Below are 14,649 nucleotides of genomic sequence, written 5' to 3' on the forward strand. Positions count from 1 at the left end.
AGCATTGGAACCACCTGATCCCATCCCGAACTCAGTAGTGAAACGATGCATCGCCGATGGTAGTGTGGGGTTTCCCCATGTGAGAGTAGGTCATCGTCAAGATTAAATTCCAAACCCCCTGTCTGCTAACGCAGATAGGGGGTTTGTTTTTGTGCGCAGAAAAACAGCCGCAGCTTCAAGCCTCCATTGCCGAGCAATGTTAAGGTTCGCCTTTGGATTTCGCTTTCTCCTAAGGATGCCGTCATGTCGGTTGCTACGCCTCTCAATGCGGGTTTTATGGTGGTTCATGGCAACCGCCTCGATGAGTTACGCAGCCTGGTTGTCAGCTGGATGCGCCTTTACCCGCTGGCTCCTCTGGAGAACGAAATTGCTCTGGTGCAGAGTAACGGCATCGCCCAATGGTTAAAGCTGGCTCTTGCCGAAGATGCCCGCGACGACGACCTCGGCGGCTGCGGTATTGCTGCAGCCGTGGACGTGCAGTTGCCCGGCAGTTTTTTGTGGCAGCTCTATCGGCTGGTACTGGGCAGTGAAGAAATCCCCGCCAAGTCATTGCTCGATAAAGCCCCGCTGACCTGGCGTCTGATGCGCCTGCTGCCTGCCCTTATCGATCAGCCGCACTTCGAACCCCTGCAGCGCTTCCTGACTCACGACACCGATCTGCGCAAGCGCTATCAGCTGTCTGAGCGTCTTGCCGACCTGTTCGACCAATATCAGGTATATCGCGCCGACTGGCTTGAGGACTGGGCCGCAGGTCGCCATCAATTGCGTAACGCCCGGGGCGAAAGCCCGGCCCTGAGCCCGGCTAACTGCTGGCAGGCCGAGTTGTGGCGTGCGCTTCTGCTCGATGTAGGTGAAGAGGGCATGTCACAGAGCCGTGCCGGCGTTCATCAGCGTTTTATGGACAAGATCAACAGCCTCGAGCAAGCCCCGCCCGGCTTGCCCGCGCGGGTGATCGTTTTTGGCATCTCGTCACTGCCTGCTCAGGCACTTGAAGCCCTGGCCGGGCTCGCCCGCTTCAGCCAGGTATTGTTGTGTGTGCACAACCCTTGCCGCCATCATTGGTCTGACATCGTTGCCGATAAAGATCTGCTGCGTCATCAGTACAAACGTCAGGCCCGCAAAAGCGGCATGCCTACAGCACTTGATCTGGATACCCTGCATCAGCATGCCCATCCCTTGCTGGCTGCCTGGGGTAAACAAGGCCGTGACTATATCAACCTGCTCGACAGCTACGACGAGCCCAACAGTTATCGCGCAGCTTTTCGCGATGGCCGTATCGACCTGTTCAGCGAAGTTGAACCGCTTAACCTGCTCAACCAGTTGCAGGACGATATTCTTGAGCTGCGCCCGCTCAACGAAACCCGGGAGCTATGGCCCGCCATCGATCTGGCACAGGATCGCTCAATACGCTTCCATGTTGCGCATAGTGCGCAGCGTGAAGTCGAGATCCTGCACGACCAGTTGCTCGCACGTTTCAGCGAGAACCCTCAGTTGCAGCCACGTGATGTGATTGTGATGGTGCCGGATGTGGACAGTTACGCGCCGCATATCCGTGCTGTTTTTGGGCAAATCGAACGTGATGATCGGCGCTTTATTCCCTACACCCTGGCCGACCAGGGGCAGCGTGGTCGTGATCCATTGCTGATCGCTCTCGAACACTTGCTTAAATTGCCTGACAGCCGTTTCCCCGTCAGTGAAATCCTGGATTTGCTCGACGTGCCATCACTGCGCGCCCGCTTCAAGGTGCAAGAGCGCGACTTGCCAACCTTGCATCGCTGGATTGAAGGCGCTGGCATTCGCTGGGGGTTGAATGCGCAGCAGCGTGCCGGTCTTGGTTTGCCCGAGCAACTGGAGCAAAACAGTTGGCGTTTTGGTTTGCGCCGCATGTTGCTCGGATATGCCGTAGGCAGTGGTGAGGCCTGCGACGGTATTGAGCCCTACGATGAGATCGGGGGGCTGGATGCCGTACTGATCGGCCCGCTGGTAGCTTTGCTCGATGCGTTGGAAATCGCTCATCAGGAGCTCTCGCAACCGGCATTGCCGCAGCTCTGGGGCGAGCGCCTGCAGGCTTTGGTGCAGCTGTTTTTCCAGGCCGAAACAGAGCACGACGACTACCTGTTGGCCCAGCTTGAAGAGCTGCGCGAAACCTGGCTCGAAACCTGTGAACTGGTTGGTCTGCAGGATGAGTTACCGCTGACCGTAGTACGCGAGGCCTGGCTTACCGGGCTTGACCAGGGCAAGTTGTCACAACGTTTCCTGGCCGGGGCGGTCAACTTCTGCACCCTGATGCCGATGCGGGCCATCCCCTTCAAGCTGGTATGCCTGCTGGGCATGAACGACGGCGACTACCCGCGAGCCCAGCCGCCGCTGGACTTCGATCTGATGGGCAGCGATTACCGCCCGGGCGATCGTTCGCGCCGCGAAGATGACCGTTACCTGCTTCTTGAAGCGCTGCTTTCGGCTCGTGATCAGCTTTATATCAGCTGGGTAGGGCGCAGTATTCGCGACAACAGCGAGCGTCCGGCCTGTGTCCTGATTGGCCAGCTGCGTGACCACCTTGCCAGTGGTTGGCATCTGCAAGGGGGCGGCGACCTGCTTGAGGCCATGACCCAAGAGCACCCACTGCAACCCTTTAGCACTCGTTACTTTCATGAAGGCAACCCTAACCTGTTCAGCTATGCGCGTGAATGGCAGCGCTTGCATGCGCCACAACCGGAGCCCGTTGGTCCCGGCACGCTTGGCGCGCATATCCAGGAAGAACCACTGAACCTGACGCAGTTACAGGATTTTTTGCGAAACCCAGTGCGCCACTTCTTTAGTCAGCGCCTGAAAGTATTCTTTGAGGCAGCGGAAGTACCTTTGGCCGATGAAGAACCTTTCGTACTCGACGCATTGCAGCGCTACACCTTGAGCGACAGCCTGCTTGAAGCTGCACTGGCGCAGCCGGATCAACTGGAAAGCGCCTTGCATACCCGTGCCCAGCGCCTGCAAGGCAGCGGTTTGCTGCCCATGGCCGGGTTTGGAGAGTGCCTGCAACACGAACTAATCGAGCCATTACCAGATGTACTACAGCGCTATCAGCAACTGCTGGCTCTTTGGCCTACACCGCTAAACAGCGCGTTGCCTGTCAGTTTTGAGGATCAAGGTCTGACGCTGGAAGGCTGGCTCGGCAATCTGCACCAGCGTAGCGACAAGGGCTTACTGTCTGTTACCACTATTCCTAATAGCATTGGTGCGATCAAAACCCGGAAATGGCACCGTTTGACCCGGCCATGGGTAAACCATCTGGCAGCCTGCGCCTGTGGCCTGCAGATGACGACCGCCCTGGTGGCCAGTGATGACACCTTGCTGCTCGAACCTCTGGACACCAGGCAGGCCCGGGAGATTCTTGGCAACTTGCTCACTGCCTGGAAAGTCGGGATGAGCCACCCGCTGCCTGTCGCGGTAAAAACTGCTTTTGCCTGGCTGGCCCAGACAGATCCGGCCAAGGCCGATGCGGCGGCGCAAAAAGCCTATGAGGGTGATGGCCAAACCAGTGACGGCGAGCGCCGTGAAAGCGCCGCCCTGGCCCGGCAGTTTCCTGACTATGCGGCCTTGATGGCTGGCGACGAATTCGAAGAGTGGTGCGATGCCCTCTATCGACCCCTTTTTGATGCGCCCTGGCGCTCATTAAACAGCGAGGCATCCCGCTAATGAGCGAGCAAACATTACCGCTGGCCCTGGCATTTCCCCTGCGCGGTAGCCAATTGATCGAGGCCAGTGCAGGCACCGGTAAAACCTTCACGATCTCGGCACTCTACCTGCGCCTGATTTTGGGGCACGGCGGCGTAGAATCGGGTTTTGGCCGTGAGCTATTACCACCGCAAATTCTCGTGGTGACCTTTACTGATGCTGCCACCAAAGAACTGCGCGACCGCATCCGTACCCGCCTGGCAGAAGCCGCACGCTATTTTCGTGGCGAGATCGACGCGCCGGATGCCTTGGTCGAAGAACTGCGTGACCAGTTTGCTCCCGAGCAGTGGGCTGCTTGCGCCGGGCGTCTGGATATCGCCGCCCAATGGATGGACGAGGCTGCGGTCTCGACCATTCACGGTTGGTGCCAGCGCATGTTGCGCGAGCACGCTTTCGATAGCGGCAGCCTGTTTACCCAGACCCTGGAAACCGATCACAGCGACTTGCTGGGCGAAGTGCTGCGCGATTACTGGCGGCTGTTTTGCTACCCCATGCACGGCGACGCGCTGAACTGGGTGCGTGCCAACTGGAGCGGCCCCGCCGCCTTGATGCCGCGCGTGCGAGCGTTGTTTGGTAGCTCGCGCCAGCCAGCCAATGCTGAACAAACGCCTGCACAAATGATCGAAGCCTGCTTGCTGGAGCGCCGCCAGGCATTGGTGCAGCTTAAAGCCCCCTGGTTGCAATGGGCTCAAGAGCTGCGTGAGATCTGCCTGCAGGGCGTGGCCAGCAAAACGGTCGACGGTCGTAAAATGCAGGCCCGGTATTTTGAACCCTGGTTTGAAAAGCTCAGCGCCTGGGCGGCTGACGAAGATCAGGAGCAGCTTGATCTGGGTACCGGCTTCACGCGTCTGACTCCCGACGGTATGGCCGAAGCCTGGAAAGGCGTTGCCCCGCAGCATCCGGGCCTGGATGCCATGCCCGGCCTCAAGGCCGCGCTCGATGCCTTGCCGAGCCCGGACGCCGCCGTGCTGCAGCATGCGGCGCACTGGGTGAGTGTGCGTTTTGAAGAAGAAAAACGCCGCCGTGCCGAAATGGGTTTCGACGATATGCTACTGCGCCTGGACTCGGCATTGCAGGCCGATGGCGGTGATCGCCTGGCGACCCTGATTCGTGAACAGTTCCCCGTGGCGCTGATCGATGAGTTCCAGGACACCGACCCCGTGCAGTACCGTATCTTCGAGACCATCTACCGGATTGAAGACAATTGCCCAGACACCGGGCTGTTTTTGATTGGCGACCCGAAACAGGCTATCTATGCCTTTCGCGGGGCGGATATCTACACCTACTTGCGCGCACGTCAGGCGACTGCAGGGCGCTTGCACACGCTGGATACCAACTTCCGCTCCAGTCACGCCATGGTCAAGGCAGTCAATCATGTCTTTGAGCGGGCGGAGCTGCGCGATAGCGGACGTGGTGCATTTTTGTTCCGCGAGGGTTCAGAAAACCCCGTGCCCTTTGTTTCGGTTAAATCCCAAGGGCGTAAGGAAGTCCTGCAGCTTGATGGCCAGCCTGTCAGCGCCCTGACGCTCTGGCAATTGCCCTCCGAGCAACCGCTGTCGGGTGCTGTGTATCGTCAGTATCTGGCGGCCGCCTGTGCCAGCCAGATTGTCGAGCTGCTTAATGGTGGCCAGCAAGGGCGCTGCGGTTTTATCAAGGACGGCGAAGCACTGCGTGGCGTATTACCTGCCGACATCGCGATTCTCGTGCGTGACGGCAAGGAAGCTCAGGCCGTGCGGAGAGAATTATCGAGCCGTGGTGTGCGAAGCGTTTACCTGTCGGATAAGGATTCGGTGTACGCCGCGCAGGAAGCACATGATGTGCTGGCCTGGCTCAAGGCCTGCGCCGAGCCTGACGTCGAGCGTCCACTGCGTGCCGCATTGGCCTGTATCACCCTGGACTTGCCGCTGGTTGAGCTGGAGCGTCTGAACCAGGACGAACTGGCCTGGGAAAGACGCGTTATGCAGTTCCGCGGTTACCGCGAAACCTGGCGCAAGCAAGGGGTACTCGCCATGTTGCGTCGTCTGCTGCATGACTTTGAACTGCCCCAGGCCCTGATTGCCCGCCCCGATGGCGAGCGCGTGCTGACCAACGTCTTGCACTTGTCCGAATTGTTGCAGCAAGCCGCAGCCGAGCTGGACGGTGAGCAGGCGCTGATCCGTCATCTGGCCGAGCACCTGGCCTTGTCCGGCCAGGCGGGTGAAGAGCAGATCCTGCGCCTGGAAAGTGACGAGCAACTGGTCAAGGTGGTGACTATCCACAAGTCCAAGGGGCTGGAGTACCCGTTGGTGTTTTTGCCGTTTATCTGCTCAGCAAAACCGGTGGATGGCAGTCGTCTGCCGCTGCACTTCCACGATGCTGCGGGCAACGCCCAGGTCAGTTTGAAACCGACGCCAGAGCTGATTGCCCAGGCCGATGACGAGCGTCTGGCCGAAGACCTGCGCTTGCTGTATGTAGCCCTGACCCGTGCCCGGCATGCGTGTTGGCTGGGGGTTGCCGACCTCAAGCGCGGCAATAGCAATCGCTCGGTCTTGCACCTCTGCGCCCTGGGTTATTTGCTGGGTGGTGGTGCCATGCTGGCCGAGTCGGCGGGCTTGCAGAGCTGGTTGGCCGAGGTGCAGCAAGGTTGCGACGCCCTGCAGTGCGAACCCGTTCCAGCTGCTGACGCGGCGCATTTTTATCCACCGCTCAACCAGGCAACCTTGCTTGAGCCGCTGATCCCGGGCCGCCGTGCCGCTGAAAACTGGTGGATCGCTTCCTATAGCGCACTGCGCATTGGTGACAGCCTCAGCCCGGCCGAAGCACCTGAAAGTGCCTTGGCGCAAAAGCTCTCGGATGATGAGCGACTCGACCCTGAGGCACCGCGTGAAGTGTTGCTCAGTGGAGGTGATATTCACCGCTTCCCCCGTGGGCCAAATCCCGGGACTTTTCTCCATGGCCTGCTTGAATGGGCGGGCAGCGAAGGCTTCAAGGCCGACCCCGAAGCGATCAAGGACGCTGTAGCACGGCGCTGCAACCGGCGTGGCTGGCAAGGCTGGATCGAAACCTTGAGTGACTGGCTGCAGCATCTGCAAGATGAACCGCTGCGTCTGAATAATGGTCAGCCCGCTGTGGTCTTGAGTGAGTTGAGCCAGTACCAGATTGAAATGGAATTCTGGTTTGCCAGCCACAAGGTCGATGTTGTGCAGATGGACACACTGGTGCGTCAGCATACCCACGGTGGCGCCGCGCGGGCGGGGGCCGAGCCGAGCCTGCTCAATGGCATGTTCAAGGGCTTTATCGACCTGACCTTTGAGCACCAGGGGCGTTATTACGTGGCGGACTACAAATCCAACTGGCTGGGTACCGATGATTCGGCCTACACCGAGCAGGCGATGACCGCCTCCATTCTGGACAACCGCTACGACCTGCAATATGTCCTGTATTTGTTGGCTTTGCATCGTCAGCTCAAGGCTCGATTGCCCGGCTATGACTACGACCAGCATATGGGCGGCGCACTGTATCTGTTTTTGCGTGGTACCCGCGCCCAGGGACAGGGCGTGTTTTTCACCCGCCCGCCCAGACTATTGATCGAAAGCCTGGACCTGATGTTCCAGGGCAAACCGCTGCCGAAAACAGCTGAACCGGCGTGGGAACAGGGAGTGTTGTTATGAGTCGTTCGTTTGCCGAACTGTTGCCTACGCCATTGACGGCCGAAAGCCTGGCCCTGCTTCAACCGCTGGGCCGGGCCGAGGATTTGCTGTTGTTACTTGAACGCTGGGTCGAGCGCGGCTGGTTGCGCGCTCTGGATAAGGCCTTCGTCGCGTTCCTGCATGAGCGCGATCCGCAGGGCGACCCCCTGGTGTTGCTGGCGGCGGCCCTGACCAGCCATCAACTGGGCCACGGTCATGTGTGCCTGGATTTGTTTGAAACCCTGAAAGAGCCGGACTTTGCACTTTCTTTACCCCCCGAAGGTGATGTGCAAACCGGCGCCATGCTGCTGCCTTCGCAACTGCTTGAGGCCCTGGACGGCGAGGCCTGGTGCAAGGCCCTGCAAACCAGCCCGCTGGTTGAACACGCGGGCCGGTCGTCTGCGGATGCGGCCAGCCGACCCTTGGTATTGAGTGAGCGGCGTCTGTATTTGCGTCGCTATTGGGCCTATGAACGTCGAATCGACGGTGCCTTGCGCCAACGTCTGGCGATGGCTGAAGCGACACCGGCGGATTTGCCTACGCGCCTTGACGGTTTGTTTGGCAGACCTGCACAGGATGCGCCGATTGACTGGCAAAAACTGGCCTGCGCCCTGGCCACGCGGGGAGCTTTCAGCATTGTCACCGGTGGCCCCGGCACCGGTAAGACCACCACCGTGGTGCGTTTGCTGGCGTTGTTGCAAGCACCGGCGGTAGAGGCGGGCACGCCTTTGCGCATTCGCCTGGCGGCACCGACCGGCAAGGCGGCTGCGCGCCTGACAGAGTCGATCAGCCTGCAAGTCAAATCCCTGGAAGTGGACGACAAGGTCCGGCAAAAAATCCCCAGCGACGTGACCACTGTTCATCGCCTGCTCGGCAGCCGCCCCGGTACGCGGCATTTTCGCCATCATGCGGGCAATCGCTTGCCGCTGGACGTGCTGGTGGTTGATGAGGCGTCGATGATCGATCTGGAAATGATGGCCAATTTGCTCGATGCCCTACCTGCTCATGCGCGGCTGGTGCTGCTGGGTGACAAGGACCAGTTGGCATCGGTTGAAGCCGGTGCCGTGCTGGGTGATTTGTGCCGCGACGCCGAAGCGGGCTGGTATACCCCGCAAACCCGTAACTGGCTGGAGCAGGTCAGCGGCGAAAATCTCAGTGCCAGTGGTTTGCAGCAAGACCTGGACAGTACGCACCCGCTGGCGCAGCAGGTAGTGATGCTGCGCCACTCGCGGCGCTTTGGTGAGGGCAGCGGTATTGGCCAGCTGTCGCGTCTGGTCAACCAGCAACTGCCCCGCGAAGCGCGAGCCTTGCTGACGGCAGGCAGCCATGCCGACCTCTTTGCGTTGCCCCTCAAGGGTGAGCAGGACCGCGCATTTGAACGTCTGGCGCTGGAAGGGCGGGGGACAGAGGCTAAAGGCTATCGGCACTACCTGGAGGTTTTGCGCGATCAGCGACCAGACACCGAGAGCGGTCTTGAAGACCCGTGTTGGGCGGTATGGGCGGGTAACGTGCTGCAGGCGTTCGAGGCCTTTCAGGTGCTCTGCGCCGTGCGCAAGGGACCGTGGGGCGTGGAGGGCCTGAATGAGCGTATCACCGGCGCCCTGTTTGCCCGCAAGCTGATTGATGGCGACCGGCATTGGTACGAAGGCCGCCCGGTGCTGATGACCCGCAATGATTACGGACTGGGCCTGATGAACGGCGATATTGGCATCGCCCTCACACTTCCCGAGGGTGATGGTCAGGCCCGGCGTCATGTATTGCGGGTGGCTTTCGCGCGTAACGACGGGCAGGGCGGCATCCGTTTTGTACTGCCAAGCCGGCTCAATGATGTCGAGACGGTCTATGCCATGACCGTACATAAATCCCAGGGCTCGGAGTTTTCCCATACGGCGTTGGTGCTGCCCGAAGCGCTCAACCCGGTGTTGACGAAAGAGCTGATCTATACCGGCATCACCCGGGCCAAGCACTGGTTCAGTCTGATAGAGCCGCGTGCGGGAGTTTTTGAGGAGGCCGTACAGCGCAAGGTCAAGCGCCTGAGCGGGTTGATGCTGGGGCTGGGATAGCCGAAGTCTTGATCCTGATCGGGGTACTTTTTTATGGGAGCTGGCAAACTTGGGTGATGCCATCGCGAGCAAGCCCGCTCCCACAAGAAATGGCGCGTCCAATGTGACCTGTATCACAGTTAATACGGTTGTCGTGCTATCGTTACGACACTATTCCCATAAAGATCTCAGAGAAATCCCGCATGGATGTGGCTGTCTCATCGACAGAACAGCACTTTGGATGGCGGCTACGGCTGATTTCCTTTTGCCTGTTACTGCTGAGCACTCCTTGTCTGGTTCAGGCTCAAACGCCCATCAACCTGGCGGATCAGCGCGCCAAGGCCGTGACCCAGGTTGTGCTGGGCATCCTCAGTTATGCGCGCTGGCCCACAGAACCGGCACAACTGCAGTTGTGCGTGATCGGCCCCACCGAATACACCGATGACCTGCTCAAGGGCGCGACCCAGTCTACTGGCCGACCGGTGCAGGTGCGTCGCGTGCTGGCGAGTGACCCCGGCATCGCCAGCAGTTGCAACGCGGTATACCTGGGCAAGCTGAGCGCCGACGAGCGCAGTCGCCTGTTTAGCAGCCTCAACACCAAGGCGGTGCTGAGCATCAGCGAAGACGGTGACCAATGCACCGTGGGCAGCCTGTTTTGCCTGCATGTGCGTGATGAGCAAGTGTCGTTCGAGGTCAACCTCGACTCCGTCGCCCGCAGCGGTGTACGTATTCACCCCAGCGTGTTGCAACTGTCACGCCGTCGGGCGGCGCAGCCATGAGCGGGTTGAATGCGCCGCAACGACGTCGCCGGCTACGTTCGGTGTTGCGCCGTGGGCATCTTGGCGTGGCACTGGTTGCGGTGACACTGGCCAGCGCCTCCATGACCCTGCTGGGCGTGCTGGCGCTCAAGGTCTATGCCGATCACAACCTGCACCTGATTGCCCGCTCCATCAACTACACCGTGGAAGCGGCCGTGGTGTTTGACGACCCCGGGGCAGCAACCGAGGCCCTGGCCTTGATTGCTTCCACCGAAGCGGTCGCCGAGGCTCAGGTGTATACCGCCGAGGGTGAACTGCTCGCGCAATGGCAGCGTCCGCAAACCGATCTGCTGTCCAGGGTCGAGATGCTGTTGGCCGATGGCTTGCTGCAGCAGCCGATCAGCATGCCGATTTTGCATCAGGGCCAGGAGGTTGGCCGGGTCGTTCTGCGCGGGCATGGCGCCAATATGCTGCGTTTTTTGCTTAGCGGCTTGCTTGGCGTGCTGGTGTGTACCGCGCTCAGTGCCTGGAGTGCGCTGTACCTGTCGCGCCGGCTGCTGGATGGCATTACCGGGCCTTTGCAGCAGCTGGCGCAAGTGGCCCACGCTGCCCGTCGTGAACGTGCGTTCGATCGTCGCGTACCGCCCGCGCATATTGCCGAGCTCGACAGTCTGGGCAACGACTTCAATGCCCTGCTCGACGAGCTGGAGTCATGGCAAAGCCATCTGCAAAACGAAAATGAGGCCCTGGCCCATCAGGCCAGCCACGATTCGCTCACCAACCTGCCTAACCGCGCCTACTTTGAAGCCCGGTTGACGCGCACTCTGCGCTCGCTCAATAAAACGCGGGATAAGGCTGCGGTGCTGTTTCTCGACAGTGACCGCTTCAAGGGTATCAATGATGCCTACGGCCATGCCGCCGGTGATGCGGTGCTGGTAGCGGTAGCAACGCGCATTCGTGCGCAACTGCGTGAAGACGACGTAGTGGCGCGCCTGGGCGGTGACGAGTTTGCGATCTTGCTGACTCCGCTGCACAAAATAGAAGATGCCCAGCGCATTGCCGAGAAGATCATTGCCAGCATGCTGGAGGCCATCGAACTGCCGGGGCAGGTGAGTGTCGTGACATCGCTGAGTATCGGCATTGCCGTCTACCCCGAACATGGTGCAAGCGCCCAGGAACTGCTCTGTGCAGCGGACTCGGCGATGTACCAGGCCAAGCGCCTCGCCCGAGGCGGGCAACATGTAGCGGAGTCGGAGCACCCCGCAAACACCGTAAATATCAGGAGCTAACTCAAAAATGCGTGCATTGACCCAGCGTTATCTGCAGTTTTTCAGCGTTGCCTTGTTGTTGGCCACGTTGTCGTTGACCGGTTGCCAGACTCCCCCGCCAAAGGGTCTGACCCCGGCGCAGATTGCGGTCCTCAAGGAACAGGGCTTTGAGTTGACCGAGGAGGGCTGGGCATTTGGTCTTTCGGGCAAAGTGCTGTTTGGCAGCGACCTTGAAGTGCTTAACCCACAGAGCCAGGAAATCGTTGAGCGTATCGGCACGGCCTTGCTGGGTGCCGATATCCAGCGGGTGCGGGTGGATGGTCACACCGACTCTTCGGGCAAGGAGTCCTACAACGAGCAACTGTCGGTACGCCGCGCCAACAGCGTGGTCAAGGCCCTGACCAAAGTTGGCATGCGCCCTGAGAATATCCAGGTCCGTGGGTTGGGTAGTCGCGAGCCGGTAGCCAGCAACAACACCCGGGCCGGGCGTACGGAAAACCGCCGTGTGTCGATTGTGGTGATTGCCGACTGATAAGCCGGGTCCGTAGCAGCTGCCGAAGGAACGAGGCTGCGTTCGGCAGCTGCTACGGGGCGGTGTGGTCAGTCCACAAACCTCATGCCCCGGGTCTCGCCCAGCAACAGCGGCGCATTCAGTTCCGTCACTTCGCGGATGTAATCCCATAGCAGGGTGATGCGTTTCAACTTCCTCAGATCTTCGCGGCAGTACATCCAGAACTGCCGCGTCAGGGTGACCTCGCCCGGCAATACCGGCAGCAAACGCGGGTCCTGGGCGGCCAGAAAGCACGGCAAAATCGCCAGCGAGCGGCCCTGCTGCGCTGCCACGAATTGCGCAATCACGCTGGTGCTGCGCAGGTTGGCGCTGGCGCCAGGCAGCACGTTGGCCAGGTACAGCAGCTCCGAACTGAACGCCAGATCGTCCACATAGCTAATAAAAGTGTGCTCGGCCAAATCCGCCGCCCGGTTGATAGGCGGGTGCTGGTCCAGATACTCCTGGGTGGCATACAGCTGCAAGCGGTAGTCGCATAGCTTGCAGCACACATAGGGCCCGTGTTCCGGACGCTCCAGGGCGATCACGATATCCGCCTCGCGCTTGGACAGGCTGATGAAGTGCGGCAGGGGCAGGATATCCACTGAAATGGCCGGGTAGGCGTCGACAAAATGGCTGAGCTGAGGGGTGATAAAAAAGCTCCCGAACCCCTCCGTGCAACCCATGCGCACATGCCCGGACAACGCCACCCCCGAGCCCGACACCTGCTCGCAGGCCATATGCAGGGTACTTTCGATGGCCTCGGCATAGCCCAGCAAGCGCTGGCCCTCGTTGGTCAGGGTGAAGCCGTTGGTGCGTGATTTTTCAAACAGCAGTGTGCCGAGGGCAGCCTCCAGCGAACTGATGCGTCGCGATACGGTGGTGTAGTCCACCGCCAGCCGTTTGGCCGCAGTGCTGGCTTTACGGGTACGGGCCACCTCGAGAAAAAACTTCAGGTCGTCCCAGTTCAATGCGCTTAACGATGTGATGTTTTTTTGCATGTTTGATCGGCTTTTATGTGCGTTCTTATTAGAAGAACGCACACCTATACTCCAAAAACAGTCCTGCGACCAATCTGGACAGCCCTACTTAAAATAATAATGCCGGAGACTTCCATGAACGTTTCTACCACCCCGTACCAAAACGCCCGCCTGCTGATCGATGGCGAATGGGTCGAGTCGCAGACCACCGAGTGGCACGACATCATCAACCCCGCCACTCAGCAAGTGCTGGCCAAAGTACCGTTTGCCACTGCCGCTGAAGTCAACGCCGCCATCGCTGCTGCCCAGCGCGCTTTCCAGACCTGGAAGCTGACGCCCATTGGCGCGCGCATGCGCATCATGCTCAAGCTGCAGGCGCTGATTCGCGAGCACTCCAAGCGCATCGCCACTGTGCTCAGTGCCGAACAGGGTAAAACCATTGCCGACGCCGAGGGCGATATTTTCCGCGGCCTGGAAGTGGTCGAGCATGCTTGCTCCATCGGCACCTTGCAGATGGGTGAATTCGCTGAAAACGTTGCGGGCGGGGTGGATACCTACACCTTGCGCCAACCTATCGGGGTCTGCGCCGGGATCACACCGTTCAATTTCCCGGCCATGATTCCGCTATGGATGTTCCCGATGGCCATCGCCTGCGGTAACACCTTCGTTCTCAAACCGTCCGAGCAAGACCCGCTCTCGACCTTGATGCTGGTCGAGCTGGCGCTGGAAGCCGGGGTCCCGCCGGGTGTGCTCAACGTCGTGCATGGCGGCAAGGATGTGGTGGATGCGCTGTGCACCCACACCGATATCAAAGCGGTTTCGTTCGTTGGCTCAACCGCCGTCGGTACCCACGTTTATGACCTGGCGGGCCGTCACGGCAAGCGCGTGCAATCGATGATGGGCGCGAAAAACCACGCCGTGGTGTTGGCCGATGCCAACCGCGAGCAAACCCTCAACGCGCTGGTCGGTGCCGGCTTTGGCGCAGCCGGCCAACGCTGTATGGCTACCTCGGTGGTGGTACTGGTGGGGGCGGCGAAAAAATGGCTGCCGGATCTCAAGGCGCTGGCGCAAAAACTCAAGGTCAACGCCGGCAGCGAGGCGGGTACGGATGTAGGTCCGGTGATCTCCAGGCGTGCTAAAGAGCGGGTACTGGGGTTGATCGAAAGCGGCATCAAAGAAGGCGCAGTGCTGGAACTGGATGGCCGCAACATCAAGGTCCCGGGTTTCGAACAAGGCAACTTTATCGGTCCGACCCTGTTTTCCGGGGTCACCACCGATATGCAAATCTATACCCAGGAAATTTTCGGCCCGGTGCTGGTGGTGATTGAGGTCGATACCCTCGACCAGGCCATTGCACTGGTCAACGCCAACCCGTTTGGCAACGGCACCGGCCTGTTTACCCAAAGCGGCGCTGCAGCGCGCAAGTTCCAGACTGAAATCGATGTGGGCCAGGTCGGTATCAATATTCCGATCCCGGTGCCGGTGCCGTTCTTCAGCTTCACGGGTTCCCGTGGCTCGAAACTCGGTGATCTTGGCCCGTACGGCAAGCAAGTGGTGCAGTTCTATACTCAAACCAAGACCGTCACCAGTCGCTGGTTCGACGATGACAGCGTGAATGATGGCGTCAACACAACCATCAATCTTCGTTGAGGGC

General features: G+C 59.9%; 8 protein-coding genes and 1 rRNA gene. 8 read left to right on the plus strand and 1 reads right to left on the minus strand.

Going from position 1 to position 14,649, the window contains the following annotated elements; genetic code table 11:
* The 7 genes from rrf to EQV96_RS21995 all read left to right on the plus strand — a co-directional run.
* Positions 1 to 102: ribosomal RNA gene (gene rrf, locus EQV96_RS21965) — 5S ribosomal RNA — on the plus strand; the annotation flags it as partial.
* 141 nt (positions 103 to 243) lie between these two features.
* Positions 244 to 3,693, plus strand: coding sequence for an exodeoxyribonuclease V subunit gamma (gene recC, locus EQV96_RS21970; RefSeq protein ID WP_150628828.1), 3,450 nt, complete (start codon positions 244 to 246; stop codon positions 3,691 to 3,693).
* Positions 3,693 to 7,382: an exodeoxyribonuclease V subunit beta gene (gene recB / locus EQV96_RS21975; RefSeq protein WP_095024389.1), complete on the plus strand. Its 3,690-nt coding sequence runs from the start codon at positions 3,693 to 3,695 to the stop codon at positions 7,380 to 7,382. The genes recC and recB overlap by 1 nt, the downstream gene beginning before the upstream one ends.
* A complete protein-coding gene (gene recD / locus EQV96_RS21980; protein WP_240882401.1) occupies positions 7,379 to 9,463 on the plus strand; it encodes an exodeoxyribonuclease V subunit alpha in 2,085 nt (694 codons plus the stop codon). The genes recB and recD overlap by 4 nt, the downstream gene beginning before the upstream one ends.
* A gap of 182 nt (positions 9,464 to 9,645) precedes the next feature.
* Entirely contained in the window at positions 9,646 to 10,221 is a 576-nt protein-coding gene (locus EQV96_RS21985; protein ID WP_095002461.1) for a YfiR family protein, read from the plus strand.
* Entirely contained in the window at positions 10,218 to 11,489 is a 1,272-nt protein-coding gene (locus tag EQV96_RS21990) for a diguanylate cyclase (RefSeq protein ID WP_095002462.1), read from the plus strand. The genes EQV96_RS21985 and EQV96_RS21990 overlap by 4 nt, the downstream gene beginning before the upstream one ends.
* A 7-nt stretch (positions 11,490 to 11,496) precedes the next feature.
* Positions 11,497 to 12,000: an OmpA family protein gene (locus EQV96_RS21995; RefSeq protein WP_095002463.1), complete on the plus strand. Its 504-nt coding sequence runs from the start codon at positions 11,497 to 11,499 to the stop codon at positions 11,998 to 12,000.
* Positions 12,001 to 12,068: 68 nt separating this feature from the next.
* On the opposite strand, the gene EQV96_RS22000 is transcribed toward EQV96_RS21995, so the two are convergent.
* The gene (locus EQV96_RS22000; RefSeq protein WP_095002464.1) at positions 12,069 to 13,016 is read right to left on the minus strand and encodes a LysR family transcriptional regulator; all 948 of its coding nucleotides are present in this window, start codon (positions 13,014 to 13,016) and stop codon (positions 12,069 to 12,071) included.
* Positions 13,017 to 13,130: 114 nt separating this feature from the next.
* Between EQV96_RS22000 and EQV96_RS22005 the strand changes: the two genes are divergently transcribed.
* Positions 13,131 to 14,645, plus strand: a complete 1,515-nt coding sequence (locus EQV96_RS22005) for a CoA-acylating methylmalonate-semialdehyde dehydrogenase (protein WP_095002465.1) — start codon at positions 13,131 to 13,133, stop codon at positions 14,643 to 14,645.
* Positions 14,646 to 14,649: the final 4 nt, after the last annotated feature.

The sequence above is a fragment of the Pseudomonas sp. TMW22080 genome (assembly GCF_022496745.1).
In the GTDB taxonomy this organism is placed as follows: Bacteria; Pseudomonadota; Gammaproteobacteria; order Pseudomonadales; family Pseudomonadaceae; genus Aquipseudomonas; species Aquipseudomonas bubulae.

Coding starts and splice junctions, on each gene's coding strand:
- recC (WP_150628828.1), top strand. CDS start 244: ATGTCGGTTGCTACGCCTCTCAATGCGGGTTTTATGGTGGTTCATGGC.
- recB (WP_095024389.1), top strand. CDS start 3,693: ATGAGCGAGCAAACATTACCGCTGGCCCTGGCATTTCCCCTGCGCGGT.
- recD (WP_240882401.1), top strand. CDS start 7,379: ATGAGTCGTTCGTTTGCCGAACTGTTGCCTACGCCATTGACGGCCGAA.
- EQV96_RS21985 (WP_095002461.1), top strand. CDS start 9,646: ATGGATGTGGCTGTCTCATCGACAGAACAGCACTTTGGATGGCGGCTA.
- EQV96_RS21990 (WP_095002462.1), top strand. CDS start 10,218: ATGAGCGGGTTGAATGCGCCGCAACGACGTCGCCGGCTACGTTCGGTG.
- EQV96_RS21995 (WP_095002463.1), top strand. CDS start 11,497: ATGCGTGCATTGACCCAGCGTTATCTGCAGTTTTTCAGCGTTGCCTTG.
- EQV96_RS22000 (WP_095002464.1), bottom strand. CDS start 13,016: ATGCAAAAAAACATCACATCGTTAAGCGCATTGAACTGGGACGACCTG.
- EQV96_RS22005 (WP_095002465.1), top strand. CDS start 13,131: ATGAACGTTTCTACCACCCCGTACCAAAACGCCCGCCTGCTGATCGAT.